Origin of the sequence: Myxococcus sp. AS-1-15 (assembly GCF_020037055.1) — a bacterium.
Classification (GTDB): domain Bacteria; phylum Myxococcota; class Myxococcia; order Myxococcales; family Myxococcaceae; genus Myxococcus; species Myxococcus fulvus.
Map to the genome: position 1 here is coordinate 1 of NZ_JAIQDF010000011.1, position 26,010 is coordinate 26,010.

A 26,010-nucleotide genomic window follows, 5' to 3' on the forward strand; every position below is an offset into this window, starting at 1 on the left:
GGCCTGGGCCTCGAAGAGGGAGTGGAGGGTGGCGTCCTCGGGGTAGCGGACGTGCTCGCCCTGGAAGTCGGAGAGCAACTGGACGTGCTCATCCTGGGTGAGCAACGGCAGCTCGGACAGACGGGTGTCCGGGTTGGCGGCCACCGCGCCGAGCAGCGTGTAGAAGTGCCCACGCAGCCGCTGGACCGTCGTCACGTCGAAGAGGTCGGTGTTGTACTCGAGCCAACCGAAGATCTCGTCCGGCCGGTCCTCGCGCAGCTCCAGCAGCAGGTCGAACTTGGCCGAGCCGGGGTCCACGAGCAGATACGTGGACTGGAGCCCCGGCATGGACAGGTCCTGGCGCGGGGTGTTCTGGAAGCTGAACATCACCTGGAACAGCGGGTGACGGCTCAGGTCGCGCGGAGGCTGCAGCTCCTCGACGAGCTTCTCGAACGGCAGCTCCTGGTGCGCGTACGCCGCCATGCACACGTCCTTCGCGCGGCGCAGCAGCTCGCGGAAGGTGGGGTTGCCGCCCAGGTTGTTGCGCAGCACCAGCGTGTTGACGAAGAAGCCGATCAACGACTCCAGCTCCGGCACGTTGCGGCCGGCGATGGGAGAGCCGACGGTGATGTCCGTCTGCCGCGAGTGACGGTGCATCAGCGTCTGGAACGTCGCCAGCAACGTCATGAAGAGGGTGGCGCCCTCCTGCTGGCTCACTTCCTTCAGCGCGCGCGTGAGCGCCACCGGGAGCGTGACGAACTGACGCGAGCCCCGGTACGTCTGGCGCACGGGACGCGGCCTGTCGGTGGGCAGCTCCAGCGGCGCGGGCAGCGTCTTCAGGTGCTGCTTCCAGAAGTCGAGCTCGACGCGCAGCCGCTCGCCCTGCATCCGCTCGCGCTGCCACTCCGCGAAGTCCGAGTACTGGATGGCGAGCTCGGGAATCGCGGGCGATTGTCCCGTGACCTCCGCGGCGTAGAACGCCATCAGCTCGCGCACGAAGACGCCCAGCGACCAGCGGTCCGTCACCAGGTGGTGCATGGTGACGAGCGCCACGTGGTTGTCGGGCCCCAGGCGCAGTACCTTGCCGCGCAGCAGCGGACCCTTCGCCAGGTCGAACAGGCGCTGGGACTCCTCGCTGGTACGGCGCTCCACCTCCGCGTCCTGCTCCTCCTTGGCCAGCGCGGAGATGTCCTCCACGGGGATGCTCAGCGTCAGCTCCGGCAGGACGACCTGCACGGGGAGCCCGTCGTCGCGCGCGGCGAACACCGTGCGCAGCGACTCGTGCCGGCGCACCACCTGGTTCACGCACCGCTCCAGCAGCGGGATGTCCAATGTGCCGGTGAACTGCACGGTGATGTGGACGTTGTAGGCGAACGCCTGGCCGCCCTCGAGTTGGTCCACCACCCACAGCCGCTGCTGCGGGAAGGACGCGGGCGCCGGCTCGGTGCTGGCGCGACGCGGAATGGTCCGCTCGAGTGCCTGGGCCGACGAGGCCTGCAGCTGGCCCTTCTTCTCCTTGAGGAGCAACTCGTACAGCGCGCGCTGCTTGGGAGTGAGCTTGTCGAGGTTCTTGGAACTACCGCTCATTGCTGGACTCCGGGTCCTCCGGTGGCTGGGGATGCCCAGGGCGGAGGGAAGTTCGAGGGGACCGGACGAGCAGGGCTCTCCGGTCCATGAAAGGTTCAGGGCCGGCTATCGCGAGCGACGCGCGAGCTCGGCTTCGATTTCTTCGTCACTGAGGTTGGCCAGCTCATCGAGCGCGGCCTGACTGGCGGCCTCTTCCAGCGCCGCCTGATGGTCCGCCACCAGCTTCGCCAGCGAGGCCACCGTGGCGGCCTCGAAGAGCTTCGCCAGGGGAATGTCCAGGTCGAACTGGGTGCGCAGCCGTCCCGCCACGCGCGTGGCCAGGAGCGAGTGGCCACCCAGGTCGAAGAAGTTGTCGTTGAGGCCCACGGAGTCGACGCCGAGGACCTCCTGCCAGAGCGCCGCGAGCTGCTTCTCCAGCTCGGAGCCGGGCGCGACGAAGGGCGTCTTCGAGCGACGCGGCTTGCCGGCCGCGCGGGCTCCCGCGGTGGGCTGCGACGTCTCCCGCTGAATCCACAGGCGCCAGCGCTGCGCCAGGTCACCGGTGGCGACCACCACCTGACCATCCACGCCGAGCGTCACCAGCCGGCGCACGGCCTCCGCGCCCTCCGCGGGCGTCATGGCGTACTGGTCCATGCTGGTGCGCACGTTCGTGTGCTTCGTCTCCTCGGGCCACGGGTCCCACGACGCGCTCACCCAGCGCGTCCCCGTGCGGCCCGCGCGCGCCTGCGCGAAGGCATCCATGAACAGGTTCGAGGACGCGTACGTCAGGTAGCCCAGGCCGCCGAGCACCGCGGCGTTGGACGAGAAGAGCAGCACGAAGTCCGCCGAGCGCCGGCTCAGCACCTGCTCCAGGGCATAGGTGCCATGGACCTTGGGGCCGAACTGCGTCTCGGACTCGCTCCGGCCGATGTCCGTCAGCGGGTTGTAGAGCGACGGGCCCTGCGTGACGCCCGCGCAGTGGAGCACGCCGTTCAACGCGCCGAAGCGGGCCTCCACCTTGGCGACGGCCGCCTCCAACCGCGCCGCGTCCGCGACGTCCGCGTGCACCACCATCACCTGGGCGCCCGCCTGCTCCAGCTCTCGCACGCGGAGGATGCGGCGCGCCACGGCATCGTCCTCGGGATGCGTGGCCAGGTAGGAATCCCACTCGGAGGGCGCGGGCAGCGCCGTGCGACCCAAGAGTGCGATGCGCGCGTGGAGCGTGCGCGCCAGATGCTCGGCCAGCATCAGGCCGACCCCGCCGAGGCCGCCCGTGATGAGGTACACGCCCTGCTCACGCAGCGGCGTGGGAGCCTCGCCGGCGGGCTCCAGGCGCAGCGGCGAGTGCGTCTGCGCGTAGCGGAGGCTGCCGCGCCATGCGACCACGGCGTCACGCGAGCGCTGGCTCAGCTCGGCGAGCAGTCGCTCCGCGAGCTTCTCCACCGCCGGGCTTCCGGGCGCGGGGGCGACGACGTCGAGGCAGCGCGTGGAGACGTGCTCCTGCTCCTGCGGAATCACCTTGCAGGGCCCCAGCAGCGTGGCCTTCTCGGGGAGCGCCGTGCCCTCGCCCGCGACGTCCTGCACGCGGTCCGTCACGACTTCAACGCGCACCGGGCGCGACGTGTCGCCCTTCGCGAGCGCCTGCCCCAGGTGCAACAGGCTGTAGTAGCCCGTGTCCTGGACCTTGCGGAACAGCTCGGGGCTGGACGGCTCGTCGCCCGAGGAGCCCAGGCTCCACAGGTGCACCACCACCGAGGGGCTCAGGTCCTGGTCGGCCAGGTCCTTCCACAGCGTCGCGTAGTCACCACGCAGCCGGGCATCCAGCGCGTAGCGCTTCGCCGCGTCGCGCATGAAGGCGCCGCCCTGGCGCACGCGCACCACGTCCTGCCCGGCCTCCTCCAGTCGACGGGCCAGCGCCTCGCCGACGCCCAGGCCGTCCACGAAGAGCACCCAGCACCGGCGCTCCTGCAGCGCCTTGCGGTCCAGGGCGATGGGCGCCGTGCGGTGCCACGCGGGGACATGGAACCAGTCCGCGACGTCCGCGAGCTTTCCTTGCGGCGTCTGGGACGACACGGCCTGCGTGGACTCGGCGCGCGCGGCCGGGGCCACCCAGTAGCGCTGTCGCTCGAAGGGGTAGGTGGGCAGCGGCACGCGGCGAAGGCCACGGTCCTCGTTCACGTCGTCCCAGTCCACCTCCACGCCGTCCAACCAGAGCTGGCCCAGGGTGTTCAGCACCGAGGCCAGCGCGGGCAGCGAGTCCGCGAGGCTGGTCCTGATCGCGCGCGTGCCCGTGGTGCCGGCCAACGCACGGGCGCGCTCGACCAGCGCCCCCGGGGTCCCCATCGTGAGGACGACGCGGGTGGGCTCCTTCACCAGCTCGCGCAGCGCATCGTCCAGGCGGGACGTGTTGCTCGCCGCGTCCAGCCAGGTCTCCGGGCGCACGGCCTCGGCGTCCGTGACGAAGGCGCCTGTCGCGGAGGAGAGCAGCGGCGTCTCGGGAGCCTTCAGCCCCGAGCCCGTCAGGCCCGCACGCTGACTGCTCGGGTCCCCGAGCAGCGCCATCGTCAGGGCCTTCTCCAGCGGGAGTGCTCCCGAGAGCGCCGCCGCGACCCACGCGCCGGTGCCCTCTCCGAGCACGGACTCGGGCACCAGGCCCCAGGCCATCCACAGCCGCGCCAGCGCGTACTGCTCGACGAAGCGCGCCATCGTGCCCAGCGGGGCGGGGAGCGAGGGACGGCTGCCGTCCTCGGGATACATCGCGGCGCTCAGGTCCAGGTCCAACGGCGAGCGCAGCAGCTTCGCGCACGCGTCCACCTCCGCGCGGAACACCGGCTCCGAGCGGTAGAGCGACTCCAGCGGCGTGCCCGCGCCGGCATCGGAGAAGAGGAACGACACGGGCCGCTGGCTCGTCTCGTGCGTCGCCGTGAGGACGCGCTGGGGCTCGGCCATGCGCAGCACGCGCACGGCGTCCTGGACGTCACGGGCGACGAGGACCCGGCGATGCGAGTGCGCCTTGCGACCCACCTGGAGCGTGTGGGCCACGTCCGCCAGTGACAGCTCGGGATGGGACTCCAGGTGCTGCGCGAGCCGCGCGGTCGCCGTGTCGAGCGCCGTGTGGCTGCGCGCCGACAGCACGAGCAATTCCCACGGACGGCTCGCGGACGACGCGGGCGTGGCGGGTGCCTCCTCGAGGATGACGTGTGCGTTGGTGCCGCCGATGCCGAACGAGCTCACGCCCGCGCGCCGGGGCGTGCGCCCACGGGGCCACGGCTGGAGCGTGGTGTTCACGTAGAAGGGGCCGCTGTCGAAGTCGATCTGCGGGTTGGGTGACTCGAAGTGGAGGCTGGGCGGGAGCTGCTGGTGCTTCATCGCCAGGATGGCCTTGAGCAGGCTCGCGCTGCCGGCCGCCGCGTCCAGGTGTCCCACGTTCGTCTTCACCGAGCCGATGGGGATGGTGCGGCGCCCCTTCGTCTTGTTGCCGAAGGCCTTCGTCAGCGCGCGGATCTCGATGGGGTCGCCCAGCGCGGTGCCGGTGCCGTGCGCCTCCACGTAGTGGATGCTGTCGGCGGACACCTCGGCGGCGGCGAGCGCGTCCTTGATGACGGTGGCCTGGCCCTGCACGCTGGGCGCGGTGAAGCTGGCCTTCACGGCGCCGTCGTTGTTGATGGCGGAGCCCTTGATGACGGCGTGGATGGTGTCACCGTCGGCGAGCGCGTCCTCCAGCCGCTTGAGGACGACGAGGCCGATGCCGCTGCCGAAGATGGTGCCCGCCGCCTTCGCGTCGAACGCGCGGCAGTGGCCGTCCGGCGAGACGATGCCGCCGTACTGGTACAGGTAGCCCACGTTCTGCGGGACGTTGATGGCCACGCCGCCCGCGACGGCCATCCGGCACTCGTCGGCGAGCAGCGCCTGTCCGGCCAGGTGCAGGGCGACGAGCGCGGTGGAGCACGCGGTGTGCACCGAGTACGCGGGGCCGCGCAGGTTGAGCCGGTGCGCCACGCGCGTGGTGAGGAAGGCCAGGTCGTTGCCCAGGCCGATCTCGAACGGGTCCAACCCGCCCAGCGCGGCGGGGTTCGAGAAGAGGTTGAAGACGTACGTGTCCGTGCGCGCGCCGGCGTACACGCCGATGCGGCCCTTGAAGCGCTCGGTGTCGTAGCCCGCGTGCTCCAGGGCCTCCACGGCGCACTCCAGGAACACGCGCTGCTGCGGGTCCATCACCTCCGCTTCCTTGGGGGTGACGCCGAAGTAGCCCGCGTCGAACAGGTCCGCGTCCTCGAGGACGGCTGCGGCCTTCACGTAGTTCGGGTCCGAGCGAACGGCGGCGGTGTCGAGCGCGCTGGGCTCCAGGTCCGCGTCCTCCAGGAACCGGATGGACTCCACGCCGTCGCGCAGGTTCTTCCAGAAGGCCTCCAGGTCGCGCGCCCCCGGGAACCGCCCCGCCATGCCGATGACGGCGATCTCCAGTCCGGTGGTGTCCGCGTTGGACGAATCCGTGGCCATGTCTCTCTCCCGAGTCCCGCTCAAGTGTCGACCTTCCTCGCCCGCTGCTGCTTCAGCGCGCTCCTGCGCCGCTGACGCCGCCCCTCGTCTTCCGCGTCCTCATCGCCCTCGTCCCCGCTCACCGGGTCCGAGGCGAGCCCCACCCGACGGACCAGGTCCTCGATGTGGTGACGCGCCTTCGTCGTTCCGTGCTCTTCGCGGAGCTGCTCGCCCAGCCGCGCCGCCGAGGCGCGCGGGCCCGTGTCCTCGTGCGCCGCGCGCAGCGCCGCCGCGAGTCGCTCCACGCTCAGCTCGCCGATGGGAATCGCCGGTCCACCGCAGCCGCGCTCCTGGACGACCTCGCCCCAGGTGAACTGGTCATACGTGTGCGGCACGACGACCTGGGGGACGCCCGCGCGGAACGCCGCGCCCGTGGTCCCCGCGCCGCCGTGGTGCACCACGCACGACACCCGCGAGAACAGCCACGAGTGCGGCACCTGTCCCAGCGCGTGCGCCGTCGGAGGCAGGGCGCGCTGGCCCAGGCCGCTCCAGCCGTGCTGGATGAGGGCCCGTCGTCCCGCGCGCTTGGCGGCGGCCACCAGCGTGTCCGTCAGCGCCGCCGGGTCCGCGTGCGTCATGCTGCCGAAGGTGATGCACACCGGCGGCTCGCCCTCCGCCAGGAACGCGGCCAGCTTCGGGTCCGGCGTGAAGTCCGGCTCGTCGAGCAGGCAGTAGCCGACGGTGTGGTGGTGCGCCGGCGCGTCCGAGGGGGGCGGACGCACGTGCCGGCTCAGCGCGGTGAGGACCAGCTGCGGTGACAGTCCATCCACCAGCGGATTGTCGAGCGGAGGCAGTCGCAGTGACTCGCGCAGCGGGTTCACCAGTCCGCGCACCGCGGCCTGGAACGCCGGGCTCCCGCCACCGCTGCCGCTGTGCTCCACGAGCACCGTCACGAAGGGCAGGTGCGTGAGGTCGTGCACCATGCGGGCGGCGGGCTGCACGCGTCCGCTGACGAGGACATCCGCGTTGCGGCATGCCGCGCGCAGGTCCTCCAGCATGAGGGGCACGGCCTCGGCGAGCGGCTGGAAGAGCTGGAGCATGCCTCCGGCGGAGTGGGCGACCGCGGGGTTGCCCATCATCGCCTGGGTGATGCCGCTCTGTGCGTCCCTCAGGTCGGGACCCACCGGGGCGAACTCCAGGCCGTGGTGCCGCGCCAGCGCCTCGTACGAGGGCGCTGCGGCGAGCACCGGCTGATGGGCGTGGCGCTTGAGCTCGACGGCCAGGGCCACGAAGGGCTGGACGTCACCGAGAGACCCGAAGTTGGTGAGGATGACTCGCATGGTGCGCGGGCAGGGTCGACTGCGGGCCGACTCAGCCCTCGTCCTCCACTTCCTCGTCGTCGGAGCGCCGCCGGGAGCGCTGCCGCTGGAGGTTCTGCTTGCGGCGCTGCACCGTGGACTCGCGCTCGTCCGTCTCCGACTGCACCGTGCCCGCCTCGGGAGGCTGGAGCAGGGCGGCCAGGGCCTTCACCGTGACGCCTTCGTAGAGGCTGGAGGCGGGCACGCTGATGTCCAGGCGCCGCTTGAGCCGATCACTGAGCTGCACGGCGATGAGGGAGTCACCGCCCAGCTCGAAGAAGTTGTCCTGGATGCCGATGGGCGCGACACCGAGCGTCTGCTGCCAGAGCTCCGTGAGCGTGCGCTCCATCTCCGTCGTGGGCGCGACATAGGCGCTGCGCAGGTTCGATGGCCGGGGATGCTGAGGCCGCGCGGCCGGGGTGGCGGAGTCCACCGCCTCGACGGCGCGGGGGCGGGCCTGTCGCGCCACCGGGTCGTGCGTGGACACCACCCACCAGCTGCCCTCGGACTGCGAGAGCACGCGCGCGAGGGCCTCGGCGCCCTGCTCGGGAGCGATGGCCAGCCGGTCCAGGGCCTCTCCGCGTGCACCCGGATGCGCGCCGTAGTCCTCCACGCGCACCACGTCCCAATCCAGGCTCACCCAACGCCGCCCCGCGCGAGTCGTCGCCTGGGCGAACGTGTCCTGCCACGCGCTCGCCGCGGTGTGCGCGACGGTGGCCATGCCGCCCAGCACGGAGGAGATGGAGGACGCCACCACGCGGAAGTCCAGGGGACGCTCGCCGAGCACCTGGTCGAGCAGCGCCAGTCCCCGCACGCGCGCATCGAAGTGCCACGCGCTCTCCTCGGGCCCCGTCTCGGAGACGAGCCGCGCCACCTGCTCGCGCGGCAGCCAGGCCCCGTACACCACGCCGTGCGCGGCACCGAAGCGCGCCAGCACGGTCTCCACCGCTTCGCGCAGGGATTCCTGCCTCGTCACGTCGACGGAGATGACGGTGACCTCGGCGCCCAGGCTCTCCAGCTGACGAGCCCGACGGATGCGCTGCGAAGAGGGATGCGCCTCGCCGTGCTGGGACAGGTGCGTGTCCCAGTGCTCGCGTGACGGCAGGTCCGCGGGCTCCAGGCAGACCAGCTTCGCGCCGGGCGAGATGCCCGCGAGGGCGCGGGCGTTCATCGCGCCCACGCCGCTGAGGCCATGCACCAGCAGGTACATGCCACCCGGGCGCGAGAGGACCTTCGCGCCCGTCGCGTCGGGCAGCGGCAGCGGCTCCAGCGTGCGGACCCAGCGGTGCGGACCTCGCAACGCGACCACCGTGTCCAGGGCCGTCGAGCGCAGCTCCGCGCGCAGGGACTGGAGGCTCGCGGGGGGCAGCTTGAAGTCCGCGTCCGTCACCACGTCGATGTGGCGCAAGCGCAGGAACGGCTGCTCCTGCGAGACGACCTGGCAGGGGCCCAGCACCGTGGCCTTGTCCGGCGAGAGGGCTTCGTCGCCCGTCACCTCGTGGACTTGGTTGGTCACCACCCAGATGGAGCAGGGCTTCTCGGGGGCGTGCTCGACGAGGGCACGCGCGAGGGCGACGAGCGAGTGGTACCCGCTCGCCTGCGCCTGCGCGAAGGACGTGGGCAGCCCGGGCGTGAGGCTCCACAGGTGCAGCACGGCGTCGGGCAGCAGGCCCACGTCACGCAGCGCGCCGAGCAGCGCGCGGAAGTCCGACAGCGAGCCGGGCGCGATGGTGAACTCGGAGTCCCCCGTGCGACTGAAGGCCGTACCCGGGCGCACGCGGAGGACTCGTCGCTCGTCACCAGGGGCGGCAGCCAGGAGCGCGTCGGTGGGAGAGGTCTCGTCCTCGAACACCAGCCAGACGCGAGGCGTGACCCCTCGCGCGACGAGCGAGGACGACAGCGGGGCGCGCTTCCAGGACGGCACATGGAACCAGCGCTCCATCGGCTCCTGGACGAGCGCGGTCTCCGTGGCGGCGGGCGCGCTCTTCGCTTCGGAGGACGGCGTGTTCCGCGTCTCCGGCTCCACCCAGAAGCGCTGACGCTCGAACGGGTAGGTGGGGAGGGGGAGCCGCTGGCGTCGCTCCTCGCCGTGGAAGCCCTTCCAGTCGACGGTGACGCCCGCGAGCCAGAGGTCGCCCAGCGTCGAATACGCGATCGGTGGTGCGCCCGGTGCGACGGTGTCCTGCGACGTCGGCATGGACGCGAGCACCGGGCGCGACGCGACTGTGTCCGGATGTCTCCGCGCGAGCCTGCTGAGCACCTGTCCCGGGCCGCATTCGAGCAACACGCGCTTCGGGTCCGACAGCAGGGCGTGGAGCCCATCGGCGAAGCGCACCGCGCCGCGCAGGTGCTGTGCCCAGTAACGCGGGCTCGTCGCCTGCTCGGTGGTGATCCACGTCCCGGTGACGTTGGAGACGAAGGGCAGGGTGGGCGGCCGCAGCGGCATGGCCGCCGCGCGAGCGGTGAAGGCGTCGAGGATGGGGTCCATCATCGTCGAGTGGAACGCATGCGACGTGGCGAGCACGTGGCTGCGCACGCCGGCCTCCTCGAGCAGGCGGCGCACGCGCTCCACCGCCTCATGCGGCCCGGAGACGACACACTGCATGGGCGAGTTCACCGCGGCGAGGCTCAGCTCGGTGCCGAGGTAGGGTCGCACCTCGTCCTCGCTCAGCGGCACGGCCAGCATCGCCCCGGACGGGAGCGACTGCATCAGCCGTCCACGCGCCGCCACCAGTTGGAGCGCGTGCTCCAACGAGAAGACACCCGCGAGGCACGCGGCCACGTACTCACCGATGCTGTGGCCGAGCATCGCGGCGGGCTTCACGCCCCAGGTCATCCACAGCCGCGCGGTGGCGTACTCGAGGACGAAGAGCGCGGGCTGGGTGAGCTCCGTCCTCGCCAGCGTGCGCTCGTTCTCCTCCGGTGTGCCGGCCTTCGGATACAGCACGTCGCGCAGGTCCTTGCCGCCCAGGTGCGGAACCAGCAGCGCCGCGCACCGGTCCACCTCGGCCCGGAACACGGGCTCCGCGTCGTACAGCGCGCGGCCCATGCCCACGTGCTGCGAGCCCTGGCCGGGGAACAGGAACGCCACCGGCCGGTCCACGCTGTCCTGGGCTTCGGGGGCTGACGGCTCGGTGGGAGTCCGGGTCAACGCCTCCACCGCGTCGCCCGCATCGCGCGCGAGGATGAAGCGGCGGTGCGAGAAGCGCTGACGACCCGCCTGGAGCGTCCACGCCACGTCCGCGAGCTTCGCGTCGGGGAGATTCTTCAGCGCCTCCGCCAACCGCTGCGTGCTGGTCTCCAGCGCGGAGGGCGTGCGGGCCGACACCGGGAGCAACTGCCACGCACGGCGCGGAGTCGCGCTGTCGAGCGGACGCGGCGGCTGCTCCAGGACGACGTGCGCGTTGGTGCCGCCCACGCCGAACGAGCTCACCCCGGCGCGGCGAGGCATGGCGGTGGCGGGCCATGGCTTGAGCGTCGCGTTGACGTAGAATGGGCTGTTGTCGAAGTCGATGGCCGGGTTGGGCCGCTCATAGTGGAGGCTGGGCGGCAGCTCGCCGTGCTTCACCGCCATCGCCGCCTTGATGAGGCCCGTCACGCCGGCCGCCGCGTCCAGGTGGCCCAGGTTGCCCTTCACCGAGCCGAGCGCGCAGTAGCGCCGTCGCTGCGTGGACGCGCGGAAGGCGCGGGTGAGCGCCTCCACCTCGATGGGGTCACCCAGCGGCGTCGCGGTGCCGTGTGCCTCCACGTAGCCGATGTCGTCGGCCTCCAGCCCCGAGGCCGCCAGCGCCTCGGCCACCACCTGGGCCTGACCCTCGACGCCCGGCGCGGTGTAGCCCGCCTTGAGCGAGCCGTCGTTGTTGATGGCCGAGCCCTTGATGACCGCGTGCACGGTGTCGCCATCGCGCACCGCGGCCTTCAGCTTCTTGAGCACCACCACGCCCGCGCCGCTGCCGAACAGCGTGCCTCGCGCCTTCGCGTCGAAGGGCCGGCAGCGTCCATCCGGAGACGCCATGCCGCCCTCCACGTGCCGATAGCCATGGAGGAAGCTCACGTTGACGGAGGCGCCGCCCGCGAGCGCCATGTCGCACTCGCCGTTGAGCAGGCTCTGGCAGGCCAGGTGCACCGCCACCAGCGACGTCGAGCACGCGCTCTGCACCGCGTGGCTCGCGCCCCGGAGGTTCAGCTTGTACGAGACGCGGGTGGCCAGGAAGTCCGTGCCGTTGCCGATGTTCACCTGCACCGGCTCCACCGACTCCAGCAGGCGCGGGTTGCGCGCCAGGTTCATCAGCAGGTACGTGTTGAGCGTGGCGCCGCCGTACACGGAGATGGCGCCCGGGAAGTCGCGCGGCGAGTAGCCCGCGTGCTCCAGCGCCTCCCAGCAGACCTCCAGGAAGACGCGGTGCTGCGGGTCCGTCAGCTCCGCCTCACGGGGCGGCATGTCGAAGAACGCGGCGTCGAAGGACTCGGGCTCGGGCATCACCGCGGCGGCGCGCACGAAGTCCGGGTCCTCCACCTGCTCCGGAGCGACGCCCGCGGCGAGGCTCTCCTCGGGCGTGAAGAAGCGGATGGACTCCACGCCGCCGCGCAGGTTCGCCCACAGCTCGGTCGTGCTCCGCGCGCCAGGGAAGCGCCCGGACATGCCGATGATGGCGAGGTCCGCGTCGTCGATGTCTGACGGCTGCTTCACGTCCACGGCGTCCGCTCCTTCACTCACGGCGGCTGCGCCGCTCGCGTCGCGCGGCTCCACGGTTCTGACTCGACTCGAACCCGGGCGGGTCCGAAGGGGCGCCGAGCGCTCCCAGCTTCTTCGCCAGCGCGGCCACCGTGGGCGCCTCGAAGACGGAGGTGAGGGGAACCTCGCGCCCCAGCTCCCGCTTCAGCCGTCCGACGATCTTGAGCCACAGGAGCGAGTTGCCGCCCAGGTCGAAGAAGTTGTCATGGATGCCCAGCCGCGACAGCCCGAGCTGCTCCTGCCACACCTTCGTCAGGGCCAGCTCCAGGTCGCCGGTGGGCGCCACGTACTCGGTGCCCAGCTGCGGCCGCTCGTGCGTCGCGCCGCCCGAGGTGTCCTGGTTCTTCTGCCCACCCTCACGCTTCAACCAGCGCGCCACGCGCGCCTCCAGGTCTCCGGTGGAGACCACCACCTGCCCGCCCAGAGAGGACTCCGCGACGCGGCGGAAGGCCTCCACGGCCTCGTCCTCCGTCATGGCGAATGCGTCCAGGCTCGTCTTCGTCTCACGGGACTCCTCGTCCACCGAGGGCCACCCATCCCAGTTCGTGCTCACCCAGCGCGTCAGCCCCTGCTTCGAGCGCGAGGTCGCGAACGCGTCGAGGAAGGCATTCGCCGCGCCGTACGCCGCGAGCCCCAGGCCCCCGAGCACCGAGGCGTTGGACGACACCAGCATCACGAAGTCGAGCTCACGGCCCGCCAGCGCCAGCTCCAGCGCGTACGTGCCCTGCACCTTCGCGCGGAAGTGGGGCTCGCACGCGGCGGCATCCAATCCGGAGAGCAGCGCCACGGCGCCTTCACCCGCGAGGCCCGCGGCGTGGATGACGCCGTGCACCTCGCCGAACTGCATCGCCCCTTGGGTGATGGCGACGCTGAGCAGCATGTCATCCGCCACGTCCGCGCGAGCCAGCAGCACCTCGGCGCCCGCCGCCTCCAGCTCCCTCACCGCGCGGCGCTTGTGGCCGCCGCGGTCCATCTCCAGACCCCACCGGCTCACGAGCACGAGCCGCGCCTGATGCTGGCGCGCCAGGTAGCGGGCGATCATCAGGCCCACGCCGCCCAGGCCGCCGGTGATGACGTAGACGCCCCGGTGACGGAAGGGCCGCGCGGGCTGGGTGTCCGCCTCCAGCCGCACCGGCTCATGCGTCTGCACCAGCCGAGTCGTCCCGCGCCAGGCGACGACGGGCTCGCGAGCCTCGGTGGCCGTGCTCGTCACCTCCTGCAGCAGCGCCCGTGTGTCGAGCGCCACCGGGCCACGGCCCAGGTCCACGTAGCGGCAGGAGAGGAAGTCGTGCTCCTGCGGGATGACCTTGCACAGGGCCGGAAGCGTGGCGCGCTCGGGGGCGACTTCATCCGAGCTCTCCACGTCGAGCGCCTGACGACCGACGACCGTCAGCTCCACGGGGCCGGGGAGCTCCGCCTCCGTGAGCGCCCGCGTCAGGCGGAGGAGCGGATGGAACCCTCGCGCCTGGGCCTGCTCGAAGCGCTCGTTGCCGAAGGCGTCCTGCTCGCCCTCGCGAGAATCCAGGCTCCACAGGTGGACGATGTTCTCCACCTTGAAGTCCTTCGACTTCAGCGCGAGCAGCAGGAAGCCCGGCTCGTCTGCATCCGCCGGGTCCAGGCTGAAGTGGTTCTCGCCCAGCTCCTCGAGCCTCGCGCCCGGAGTCACCCGCGCGACGCGATGTCCCTGCTCCTCCATCGCCATCGCCAGGGCCGAGCCCACGCCGGTGGAGTCCAGGAACACGACCCAGTCCTTCGGCGTGACGGCCCCGGCGCGCGGCGGCGCCAGCGGGGCGCGCTTCCAGGACGGCAGATAGAACCAGTTGGAGACATCCGCGCTCTTGTTCGCCGCGGACCGCCGACGCGCGGAAGGGGCCTGGGGCGCGAGCCAGTAGTCCTGTCCCTCGAAGGGGTACGTCGGCAGCGGGACGCGCAGCCGCCGCGCCTTGCCGCGCACGGCCGACCAGTTCACCTCGACGCCCGCGGCCCAGAGTCGCCCGAGCGTCGCGGTGAGGTGCTCCTCGTCCGCCACCGGGTCCTGCGGATGGCGCAGGGACGAGAGCACCGCCGGCGCGGAGGGGCCGTTGACCTGGAGCCGCGCGAGCGTGCTGAGCGTCCGGCCCGGACCGACCTCCAGGTAGACGCGCGCGGGGTCCTTGGCCAGCTCGCGGATTCCGTCGCCGAAGCGCACCGTCTGCCGCAGATGCTTCACCCAGTACGACGGGTCCAGCGCGTCATCCAGGTCGATCCACGTGCCGGTGAGGTTCGACAGGAACAGCACGTTCGTCGGCGGGTTGAGCTTGATGGTGCGGATGAAGTCGCTGAAGCGGTCGAGGATCGGGTTCACCACGTACGAGTGCGCGGCGACGTCGATGGGGATGTGACGGAACTCCACCTCGCGGCGGGTCAGCTCCGTGGCCAGGGCTTCCACGGCCTCCACCGTGCCCGCGACCACGCACTGCGCGGGGCCATTCACCGCCGCCAGGGACAGCGTCTCCCCGAGCAGAGGACGGACCTCCGACTCGGGCAGCGGCACGCTGAGCATGCCGCCACCGGGCAGCTCCTCGAAGAGCTTGCCGCGCATCACCACCAGCGCGAGCGCGTCCTCGAGCGAGAAGATTCCCGCCAGGTGCGCCGCCATGTACTCACCCAGGCTGTGGCCGATGACCGCTTCCGGCTTCACACCCCAGGACTCCCACAGCTTCACCGTCGCGTACTCGATGGTGAACAGCGCCGGCAGCGCCAGGGAGGTGCGCTTGAGGCGCTGGCCCGCGCTCTCCGCCGAGGCCGCGTCCGGGTACATCACGGGCTTCAGGTCGAAGCCCAGCTTGGGCCGCAAGAGCTTGCAGCAGTGGTCCACCGCCTCGCGGAACGCGGGCTCGGCGTCGTAGAGGCCACGGCCCATGTCCGGGTATTGCGCGCCGCCCCCGGGGAACATGAAGACCAGCGACACCGACGTCGTGCCGGGCGAGTGCGTGAAGAACCGCTGTGGATCCCGCGTCTCCAGGACCCGCACCGCGTCCTCCCGGTCCTTGCACACGATGACCCGGCGCAGTTCCAGGGCCTTGCGGCCGGTCTGCAGCGTCCACGCCACGTCCGCGAGCTGCTGCTCGGGATGCGCCTTCAGGTGCGTGAGCAGCGCCGAGGTCTGGGCCTCCAGCGCCGTCTGCGTCCGCGCGGAGAGCACGAGCGACTGCCAGGCGCGAGAAGCGTCGCCCGGCTGGGTGAACGGCGGCTCCTCCACGATGAGGTGCGCGTTGGTGCCGCCGATGCCGAACGAGCTCACGCCTGCGCGGCGCGGCGTCGGCCCCTCGGGCCAGGGCGTGAGCTTCGTGTTGACGTAGAAGGGGCTGTTCGCGAAGTCGATGCGCGGATTGGGCTTCTCGTAGTGGAGGCTCGCGGGCAGCTCCGCGTGCTCCAGCGCGAGCACCGTCTTCACCAGGCCCGTCACGCCGGCCGCCGCGTCCAGGTGTCCGACGTTCGTCTTCACCGAGCCGAGCCCGCAGAAGCCGCGCTTGTCGGTGCTCCGGCGGAACACCATGTCGAGCGCCTGCACCTCGATGGGGTCGCCCAGCGGCGTGGCCGTGCCGTGCGCCTCCACGTAGGTGATGGAGTCCGCCGGCGTCTCCGCGAGGCTCTGCGCCCGGGCGATGACCTCCGCCTGTCCGCTCAAGCCCGGCGCGGTGAAGCCGACCTTGAGGGCTCCGTCGTTGTTGATGGCCGAGCCACGGATGACGGCGTGGATGGTGTCGCCGTCCGCCAGCGCGTCCGCCAGGCGCTTGAGGACCACCACGCCCGCGCCGCTGCCGAACAGGGTGCCCTGGCCCCGCTCGTCGAACGCGCGGCAGTGCCCGTCCGGAGAGGTGATGCCGCCTTCCTGATAGTGGTAGCCCGTGCGCTGCGGCATGTGCACGGAGACGCCGCCGGCCACGGCCATGTCGCACTGGTAGCCGAGCAGCGACTGGCAGGCCAGGTGCGTGGCCACCAGCGACGTGGAGCAGCCCGTCTGCACCGTCAGCGCCGGGCCGCGCAGGTCCAGGTGGTAGGCGACGCGCGTGGCGAGGAAGTCCTTGTCGTTGGCCACCATGGCCGGGAAGGTGTCTTCGGCCCGTTGGAACTCCTCGCGCGACAGCAGGTTGAAGAGCAGGTAGCTGCTGAGGCTCGAGCCCGCGAAGACGCCCGTGGAGGTGCCCGGGAGCCGTCCCGTGGAGTAGCCGGCGTGCTCCATCGCCGTCCACACGCACTCGAGGAAGACGCGGTGCTGCGGGTCCAGCAGCTCCGCTTCCCGAGGGGCGTAGCCGAAGAGGCCCGCATCGAAGCGGCCCGGGCGCTCCAGCACGGCCCCGGCGCGCACGAAGTTCGGGTTGGCCAGGAACGACGGGTCGACCCCGAGGGACTTCAGCGCGTCGTCGGAGAAGAGGGTGATGCCCTCCACTCCGTCGCGCAGCATCCGCCAGAACGCGTCCACGTCCGCGGCGCCGGGCACACGCACGGCCATGCCGACGATGGCCACCGCCAGCCCCGAGTCACCCTCGTACACCTTGTGACGACGACCCATGACGGACCTATCCCTGTTTCCTTGCCCGTTGCTGCTGTCGCTTCAGGCTCTCGAGCTGGCGTTTCGCGCGGTCCTGCGCCGTCTCCACCGGATTGGCCTGCGGCGTGGTGGCGCCCTGGCGCAGGTGACGCGCGAGCGCGCTGACGGTGGGGTATTCCAGCAGCTTCAGCAGCGGCAGCTCCCCACCGAGCACCGCCCTGAGCCGCGCGTGGACCTGGACCATGAGCAGTGAGTGCCCACCCAGGTCGAAGAAGTTGTCGTTCACGCCGACCTGCTCGACCTTGAGCACCTGCTTCCAGATGTCGGCGATCTGCTGCTCGAGCTGACCCTGCGGCGCCACGAAGGCCGCGCGTGAGCTCCGCGTCGCGCTGGGGGCGGGCAGGGCCTTGCGGTCCACCTTGCCGTTGGGCGTGAGCGGCAGCGCCGGCAGGTCCACCACCACGGAGGGCACCATGTGCTCGGGCAGCTTCTGCGCCACCGCGTCGCGCAGCGCCGTCGCGTCCACCGTCTGCCCGTCGCGCGCCACCACGTAGGCCACCAGCCGCACGTCGCCCGGTGAGTCCTCGCGGGCCACGACGACCGCCTCGCGCACCTCGGGGCGTGCGCTGAGCACCGCCTCGATTTCACCCGCCTCGATGCGGAAGCCGCGCACCTTGAGCTGGTGGTCCACGCGGCCCAGGAACTCCACCGTGCCGTCGTCGCGCCAGCGGGCCCGGTCTCCGGTGCGGTACAGCCGGGCGCCCGGCTCGGAGGAGAACAGGTCCGGCACGAAGCGCTCGGCCGTCAGCTCCGGACGCGACAGGTAGCCGCGCACCACGCCCGCGCCGCCGATGTAGAGCTCGCCCGGCACGCCCACGGGCACGGGCCGCAGCCGCGCGTCGAGCAGATAGAAGCGGGTCCGGAGGAACGGCGTGCCGATGGACACCACCGGCCCCGACTCGCCGCGCACGTCGTGCGTGGAGGACCAGATGGTCGTCTCCGTGGGGCCGTACATGTTGAGCAGCCGCGCGTCCTCGGGGAGCACCTGTCGCAGCGACGTCGCCAGGGAGGAGGGGAGGGCCTCGCCGCCCACCATCCACCGCTTCAGGCCACGCAGGGCCTCGGTGGACTCGGAGTCCGCGAGGAGGGCGCGCGCCAGCGAGGGCGTGCACTGCAGATGCGTCACGGCGTGCTCACGCAGGTTGAGCGGGATGGAGCGCGCGGTGCGCTGGCGCGCGCCGTCACGGTCCGCCTGGCACTTCACCTCGTGCAGCAGCGGCAGGCTGGCCAGCACGGTGTCCGCGGGGATGCCGAAGTCGATGAGGCAGCCCACCTCGTCCACGCCCAGGGCGCGCAGCTGCTCCATCCGCTCGCGCACGGAGCGCGGCGTGCCGAACAGTCCGCTCGTCTCGAAGTAGCGCTCGAAGGCCTGCGCGGCCAGCCGGTCCAGGTCCGCCTCGGTGGCGGTGTCCAGGTCCACGCCCAGCGTGCGGCCGAGTCCGCGCATCAGGTCCGCGGAGCTGCGCAGGTAGTTCCGGAAGGGCTTCTCCACCACCGAGCGCACCGTCGCGGCGTCCTCACCGATGAACGTGTGCAGCATCAACGTGACGTGTCCGTCGCCCGCGTGTCCCGCCGCGCGCCAGGCCTCACGGTAGAGGGCCAGCTTCTTCTCCAGGTCCTCCCACGTCTGCCCCAGCAGGTGGGTGAGGACGTTGCAGCCCAGGCGCCCCGCGGTGACGAACGTGTCGGGGTTGCCCGCCGCCGTGAGCCACACCGGCAGCTCCTGCTGCACCGGCCGCGGCCGCAGGGTGACGTCCACCTGGGCACCCGCGCCGCCCGGGAAGCGCAGCGTGTCGCCGCGCCACAGGCGGCGCACCGTGTCCAGCCCCTCCAGCATCAGCTCGCGGCGCTGCTCGTAGCGCTCGGGCGCGAAGACGAAGTCGTTCGCGTGCCAGCCGGAGGCGACGGAGATGCCCACGCGGCCTCGCGACAGGTTGTCCACCAGCGCCCACTCCTCCGCGACGCGCACCGGGTGGTGCAGCGGCAGCACCACGCTGCCCGCGCGGATGGCCACGCGCTCCGTCACCGCGGCGATTGCCGCGCCCGCCACGGACGGGCTGGGATACAGCCCACCGAAGGCATGGAAGTGACGCTCCGGCGTCCACACCGCCGCGAAGCCGTGACGGTCCGCGAACTTCGCGCCCTCCAGCAGCAGCTTGTAACGGTCGCCGGCCGAGGCCTCCGCGTCGTCCGCGAAGTAGAAGAGGCTCATCTGCATCGGCGTGGCACGCGCGGCCGAGGCCCGGGCCGGCGCCTTGATGGACGCGCCCTCGCCCTGGACCACCACCTTGAAGCCGCGCGTGAGCGTCCACAGCAGCTCCAACACGGAGATGTCGAAGGAGATGCTCGTCACGGCCAGCCACGTGCCCGAGGGCGGATGGCCGATGCGCGTGTCCATGGCCGAGAAGAAGTTGGCCACCCCTCCGTGCGGCACCATGACGCCCTTGGGGCGGCCCGTGGAGCCGGACGTGTAGATGACATACGCCAGGTGCCCCGCGCCCGTGGTCGACGGCGGAGGCGTGTCCCGCTGCGTGCCCTCCGTCAGGGACAGGTCCTCCAACGCGACGACGCGCGCGCTGCCCGTGGGGATGGCGCCGCGCAGGTGCGTCTGCGTGAGCAACACCGGCGCGCCCGAGTCCTCCAGCATGTACGCCAGTCGCTCGCGGGGATACTCGGGGTCCAACGGCACGTATGCGCCGCCGGCCTTGAGCACCCCCAGCATCGCCACCACCATGGCGGCCGAGCGCTCCACGCACAGCCCCACGCGCGTCTCGGTGCCGACGCCCTGGGCGCGCAGGTGCCACGCCAGCGCGTTGGAGCGCGCGTCCAGCTCCGCGTACGTCAGCGTCGCGTCGTCACCTGCCACCGCCACCGCGTCGGGAGTCCTGGCCACCTGCGCCCGGAACTGCGCGTGGATGGAGGTGTGCTCGGTGCTCGCGGGCGTGAGGTCGTTCCAGTCCACCAGCAGCTGTCGCGACTCGTCCGCGCCGAGCAGCGGCAGGTCGTCCACCCGCGTCTCCACGGTGTCGACGACCGCGCGCAGCAGCGTCTCCAGCTGTCGGGCCAGCCGCGCCACGGTGGCGGGGGTGAACAAGTCGGTGCGGTACTCGAGCGCGCCGGTGAGGCCGTCCGCGCCCTCCGCGAGCGAGAGCTGGAGGTCGAACTTCGACGTGCCCTCCACCGCGCCATCCGGCACCGGCAGCACCGGACGCCACTGCATGCCGGGCACCGACAGGTTCGTCGGGGGCAGCGCCTCCAGCAGCAGGGCCGTCTGGAACAGCGGATTGTCCGCGCCGCCCCTCGGCGCACGGGCCGCGCCCACGACTTCCTCGAAGGGGAGGTCCGCGTGCGCCAGCGCCTCGTGGAACGTCTGCCGCGTGCGGGAGAGCAGCTCGCGGAAGCTCGGCGTGCCGGAGAGGTTCGCGCGCAGCACCAGCGTGTGCGCGAAGAAGCCCACCACGCCGCGCAGCTCCGGACGCTCGCGGTTCGCCACCACGGTGCCCACGGCGAAGTCGGCCTGTCCGCTGTAGCGGTGCAGCAGCGCCGTCCACGCGGCCGTCAGCGTGACGAAGAGCGTGCAGCCCTCGCGACGCCCCAGCGCGCGCAGGGATTCGACGAGCGAGCGCTCCAGCGCGAGGTGATGCAGCGCGCCCTGGAACCCGGGCTCGCGCGGACGCGGGAAGTCGGTGGGCAGCTCCAGCCTTGGCAGCCCCGCAAGCTGCTTGCCCCAGTATGCGCGCTGCGCGTCGAGCAGCGGCCCCAGGCCCTGCTGCCACCGGGCGAAGTCCGTGTACTGGAGCTTCACGGCGGGCAGCTCGGTGGCCGCGCCCGTCACCTGCGCGCGGTACAGCGCCGCCAGCTCATGCGCGAGCACGCCGATGGACCAGCCGTCGGTGGCGATGTGGTGCTGCGTCATCAGCAGCACATGCTCGTGTTCGCCCAGCGTCACCAGGGACGCGCGCACCGCGGGGCCCTCGGCCAGCCGGAAGGGCTCACGCGCCTGCTCCAGCGACAGACGGCGCAGCTCCGCGTCACGCGCCTCGGACGCGATGGGGCGCAGGTCCACGACGGGGAACGACAGCTTCACGCTGGCGCGCACCAGCAGCCGGGGCTGTCCGTCGACCTCCGGGAACGCCGCGCCCAGCACGGGGTGACGCTCGACGAGCGCATCCAGGCTCCGCGCCAGGGCCCCGGTGTCCAGCGCACCGGTGAGCCGGAGCTGGAAGTGGAGGTTGTACAGCGCGCTGTCGGGGACCAGGCGGTCCAGGAACCACAGGCGGAGCTGACCGGAGGAGAGGGGATGCTCGCCCTCGCGAGGTCCCGCGCTCAGCGGCGGCGCCACCAGCGAGTGCTCGGGCCGGACGCCACGCCACGCCTCCAGGAGCCGCAGGGCCGCGGCCTCCAGCGTGGGGCTCACCCAGAGGAATGCAGCGGGCAGCGCCACGCCCAGCTCCGACTCCAGCTGGCCGTGCACCTCCAGCACCATCAACGAGTCGAGCCCCAGGCCCGCGAGCTCCGTGTCGCCCGGGAGCGCCGAGGCATCCAGCCGCAGCGCGCGCGCCACGGCCCGGCGCAGGAAGTCCTCCACCAGCGCGAGCCGCTGGCCGTCCTCCGCCGTGGCCAGCTGCTCCTTGAGCGGGATGGTGGACTCGGGGACGCTCGGCGAGGGCTCCGCGGCGGCGACCGAGGCCTCGACGATTTCGAGCTCACCCGCGAGCCAGGCCGCCTTCGTGGCGCGGCGCTGAATCTTCCCGCTCGACGTCTTCGGGATGCTGCGCGCCTGGAGCAGGACGACGGCGTGCGCGTGGACGGCATGCTGCTCCGCCAGCGCCTTGCGCACGGCGGCCACGACGATGCTCGCGTCGAAGCCGTCGCGCACGTCGACCTCGGCCGCGACCACCAGCCGCTCCTCGCCCTCCACCTCCACGCTGAAGGCGGCGCAGCAGCCCGCGCGGATGGCGCGATGCGCGCGCTCGGTCTCCAGCTCCAGGTCCTGGGGATACAGGTTGCGGCCGCGGATGATGAGCAGGTCCTTCAGCCGGCCGGTGACGAACAGCTGCCCCGCCTCCGACAGGAAGGCCAGGTCACCGGTGCGCAGGAACGGCCCCTCGCCCGACGCGAGCCGCGCGTCGAACGCGTGCGCGGTCTCCTCGGGACGCTCCCAGTAGCCCGTCGCCACGCTGGGCCCGCGCACCCAGACCTCGCCCACCTGGTTCGCGCCGAGCCGCTCGCGCGTCTCCGGCTGGACGATGAGCACCTCCTGGTCCACCGCGCTCACGCCCGAGCCCACCAGCGTCCGCGCCCGCGTGTCTCCGCTCTCTGGCGCCGCCGCGCGACCCTGCTCCAGCGCGTCCGCGGAGAAGTCGCCGTGGACGAACGCCTCGCCCTGCGTGCCGCCGGTGACGATGAGCGTGGCCTCCGCCAGACCGTAACAGGGGTAGAATGCCGTGCGCTTGAAACCACAAGGCGCGAAGGCTTCCGCGAAGCGCTCCAATGTCTCTCGCCGCACCGGCTCCGCGCCGTTGAACGCCAGCTCCCAGCTGCCCAGCTTCAGCTTCGCGCGGTCCTCGTCGGTGGCCTTCCGGACGCACAGGTCGTACGCGAAGTTGGGCCCGCCGCTGCACGTCGCCTGGAAGTGGGAGATGGCCTCCAGCCAGCGCAGCGGACGCTGGAGGAACGAGATGGGCGACATCAGCGTGCACGGGAAGCCCAGATACAGCGGCTGGAGCACCTTCCCGATGAGCCCCATGTCGTGGAACATGGGCAGCCACCCCATCCCCGACGAGCGCGACGCCTCCAGCCCGAAGCCCCGGGTGATGAGCGCCTCGTTGTGCAGGATGTTGGCGTGGCTGACCATCACCCCCTTGGGGTTGCCCGTCGAGCCGGAGGTGTACTGGAGGAACGCCGTCGTGCCGCCCGTCAGCTCCGGCCGCCGCCAGTCCGCCGCCATCGACTCCGGCACCGCGTCGCTGGCCAGCCACTGCAGCGCGGCGAGCTCCGGCGCCTGCGGCTTGAACAGCTCCGACATCTCCAGGATGAAGCTCGTGGTGAGCACGTAGCGCGCGCCACAGTCCTGCGCGATGGCCCGCAGGCGGGGCAGGGTGCGCTCCAGCCGCGTCGGGTCCGGCGGATAGCACGGCACCGCGACGACGCCCGCGTACAGGCAGCCCATGAAGCCCGCCACGAACTCCATCCCCGGCGGATACAGCAGCAGCGCACGGTCTCCCGGTGAGCCCGAGGCCCGCAGCAGCGCGCCCAGCGCCCGCGCTCGCGCGTCCAGCCGGGCGTAGCTCCACTCCTCCACCGGGCCGTCCACGTCTCCCGTTTCGAGAAAGCGATACAGCAGCGCGTCGCCCTGGGTGCCCGCCCGATGGCACAGCAGGTCCACGAGATGGTGGAAGTCCCCCGCGGACGTCTCATGGTGCTGTTTCATGCGTGCTCCCCGGCGGACGACTCGCGATGGTGGTACCGCGGGCCCGGGCGTGGCCGTCCCGGTACCGCTTCACGTCCTGGTGGCTGGTGGGGGTCTGGCGTCTAACAGCGACGACACGAAACGCCGCGGCGCCTCAGGGGGGACGCTGTCCCGATCCGCCCCTGGCTCTGCCGCGAGTGGCCCGCTACCGCACGCCGGCACGGCACCGTCGTCCGGAGCCGTGAGTGAGGAAAATTAGGTCGAAGGTGAAGCATGCCCTCTGCCTTCATCCCTTGTTTTATCTGGAATGTCTAGTCAGCCACGAACCGCTCTAACTCCTTGGTTTGTCAGGGGGTCAGGCTCTTCTGATAAACTGGAGAACTTCGCTCGCGAGACCTCATGGCATCGCCTCAAGCACCTTCGTCCGCCCCCGGCCCCCGGGGTCTTCCCGTCTGGCTCAATGTCCTGCGTCAGGAGCACGACCCGCTGGGTTACTTCACCCAGGGTTTCCGCAAGTATGGGGACGTGGTCCGCTTCGACACGGGCGCCTCGGCGACCTACATGGTGAGTCATCCGGATCAGATCCGGTACTTCCTCACCGAGAACGCGCCCAACTACTCGAAGCAGGAGCTGTCCGAGGACCCCTTCCTGGGCAACGGGCTGTTCGTGAGCGAGGGGAACTACTGGCGGCGCCAGCGCCGGCTCGTCCAGCCCTCGTTCCACCGGGACCGCCTGGCGGGCCTGCTGGCGGGCATGGTGGACCTGGTCCAGCGGACGCTCACCGCGTGGGAGGCGGATGCCACCGCGCGGCCGTTCGACATGGCCGCGCAGATGGGGAGCCTGTCGCTGCGGATGACCACGCGCGCGCTGTACTCGGAGGAGCCGGACGCGGCGGCGGCGGCGGCCGTCGGGCGGATGATGTGGATCATGAACGACCGGGGGACGTTCATGTCGCGGCTGCTGCGGCTGGAGCGGCTGCCCATCTACAAGAAGAAGTGGGCGGACTTCTTCGGCACCCTCCGGATGCTCAACGTCAAGGCGAAGGAGGTCATCGCCCAGCGCAAGGCCGGCGGTCCCCAGGACGACATCATGGCGATGCTGGTGGCGGCGAAGGACCGCGACACCGGCGAGTCGATGACGGACAAGGAGCTGCGTGACGAGTTCATGAACCTGTTCTCCGGCCACGAGGGGCCGGGTGTGGCGCTCTCCTGGGCCTGGCACCTCCTGTCGCGGCACCCGGACATCGAGGCACGCCTCGCGTCGGAGTGCGCCGCGGTGCTCGGTGGCCGCGCCCCGACGCTCGAGGACCTGCCCCGGCTGCGCTACGCGACGCAGGTGTTCGAGGAGACCCTCCGCCTGTATCCCCCCGCGTGGCGGTTGCTTCGCACGGCGAAGGACGCGGACACGCTGGGGGGGTACACCGTGGAGCCGGGCGCGTCCGTGCTCGCCGTGCCCTACGTCTTCCACCGGCATCCGGAGTTCTGGCCGCGTCCGGACGTGTTCGACCCGGAGCGCTTCACGCCGGAGCAGAAGGCCGCGCGGCACAAGTTCGCCTACCTGCCGTTCGGCGCGGGCCAGCACATCTGCATCGGCAACAACCTGGCGCTGATGTTCGGCGCGCTGGTGCTGGCCATGGTCTCCCAGCGCTACCGCTTCCACGCCATCCCTGGCCGGCGCGTGGACATCTACCCGGGCATCGCCCTGTTGCCCAAGGGCGGCATGCCCATGCGTCCGGAGCGGCGCGGCTGAAGCGCCTCGAAGCAACGCCGCGCGCGGCTCAACCCACGGCGCGCGTGGCGTCCTGCTCCTTGGCGGCGTAGAGCGCCTGGATGTTGGCGCCGCCGAAGCCGCGCGCCTGGTGGCGCTGGATGACCTCGAAGAACAGCGTGCGCCGCGCGTGCTGTGAGCGGGTGAAGACCTGGAGCAGCACCCCCCACGCATCGCGGTCCATCAGGATGTTGCGCGACTGGAGTTGCTCGCGGGGGAATGGCCCCAGCGAGCCGAGCCGCGCCTCCAGCGCCTCGTAGTAGCCCCGAGGCGCGTCGAGCAGGCCCACGCCGCGCTGCCCCAGCGAGTCCACCGCGCGGACGATGTCGTCCGCCAGGAAGGCCAGGTGCTGCACGCCCGCGCCACCGTGGGCGTCCACGAAGTCCTCCAGCTGTCCCCGACGCGTGCCGGAGACGGGCTCCTGCAGCGGGAAGCAGATGCGTCCGCCCGCCGCCTGCACCACGCGCGAGCTCATGCCGCTGTACTCGGTGCGCACGTCCTCCTGGTGGGTCTCTTCGAAGCCGAGCACGTCCACGTAGAAGGCCACCGTGTCCAGCAGCGTGCCCGCCCGCAGCGCGAAGGCGAGGTGGTCCACGTCGCGAAACAGTGACGCGCCTCCGGACGGCCCTGCGTCCACGGGCAGGTAGACGCCCGGAAGGAACGCGCCCCCGGGCGTGTCCCGCTGGATGAGCGAGTGCACCCAGCCTCCGGGCCCGGCGAGCGTGGCCTTCACCACGCGCTGGCCTGCCGCCTCGAAGACCGCGGGCCGTGCCACCGGACGCGCGCCCCGGCGCACCGCCTGGTCGAACGTGGCGACGACGTCGGGCGTGCCCAGCGCGATGTCCCGCACGCTGTCACCGTGTGCACGGACATACTCCGCGACCTCACCTTCGGCACCCAGCGCCGAGGTGACGACGAGCCGGGCTGCGCCTTGCTCCAACACGAAGGAGCGCTGTCCCGCGAGCCCCGACTCCGGCCCGCCGCTCGCCACCATCCGGAAGCCCAGCGCATGGCAGAAGTAGTAGGCGGAGAGGACCGCGTCGCCCACATACAGCTCCGCATGCTCCACGTTCGTGAGCACCACTCGCAGAACCTCGATTCAGGGGACCTGAGCGAACCG

General features: G+C 71.7%; 8 protein-coding genes. 1 reads left to right on the forward strand and 7 read right to left on the reverse strand.

Annotated elements, in window-relative coordinates; all coding sequences use genetic code 11:
* From K8625_RS26920 to K8625_RS26945, 6 genes are all read right to left on the reverse strand, one after another.
* A partial coding sequence (locus K8625_RS26920; protein ID WP_223784305.1) for a condensation domain-containing protein occupies window positions 1–1,566 on the reverse strand: 1,566 nt, incomplete at its 3' end.
* Between the two features lie 105 nt (window positions 1,567–1,671).
* On the reverse strand, window positions 1,672–6,045 hold the full coding sequence (locus tag K8625_RS26925) for a type I polyketide synthase (protein WP_223784306.1): 4,374 nt from the start codon (window positions 6,043–6,045) through the stop codon (window positions 1,672–1,674).
* A 20-nt stretch (window positions 6,046–6,065) separates the two neighbouring features.
* Window positions 6,066–7,364, reverse strand: a complete 1,299-nt coding sequence (locus K8625_RS26930; protein ID WP_223784307.1) for a glycosyltransferase — start codon at window positions 7,362–7,364, stop codon at window positions 6,066–6,068.
* Between the two features lie 31 nt (window positions 7,365–7,395).
* Complete coding sequence (locus K8625_RS44570) at window positions 7,396–12,072, reverse strand: beta-ketoacyl synthase N-terminal-like domain-containing protein (protein ID WP_370641989.1); 4,677 nt, start codon at window positions 12,070–12,072, stop codon at window positions 7,396–7,398.
* Between the two features lie 19 nt (window positions 12,073–12,091).
* The gene (locus K8625_RS26940) at window positions 12,092–16,672 is read right to left on the reverse strand and encodes a type I polyketide synthase (protein WP_223784309.1); all 4,581 of its coding nucleotides are present in this window, start codon (window positions 16,670–16,672) and stop codon (window positions 12,092–12,094) included.
* Between the two features lie 7 nt (window positions 16,673–16,679).
* Window positions 16,680–23,144, reverse strand: coding sequence for a MupA/Atu3671 family FMN-dependent luciferase-like monooxygenase (locus tag K8625_RS26945; RefSeq protein WP_223784310.1), 6,465 nt, complete (start codon window positions 23,142–23,144; stop codon window positions 16,680–16,682).
* Window positions 23,145–23,522: 378 nt separating this feature from the next.
* On the opposite strand from K8625_RS26945, the gene K8625_RS26950 reads away from it, so the two are divergent.
* Window positions 23,523–24,872 carry a cytochrome P450 gene (locus K8625_RS26950; RefSeq protein WP_223784311.1) on the forward strand — a complete coding sequence of 450 codons (1,350 nt, stop codon included), beginning with the start codon at window positions 23,523–23,525 and terminating at the stop codon, window positions 24,870–24,872.
* A gap of 28 nt (window positions 24,873–24,900) precedes the next feature.
* Here K8625_RS26950 and hppD read toward each other — a convergent pair whose 3' ends face one another.
* Window positions 24,901–25,974, reverse strand: a complete 1,074-nt coding sequence (gene hppD / locus K8625_RS26955; RefSeq protein ID WP_223784312.1) for a 4-hydroxyphenylpyruvate dioxygenase — start codon at window positions 25,972–25,974, stop codon at window positions 24,901–24,903.
* Between the last annotated feature and the right edge of the window lie 36 nt (window positions 25,975–26,010).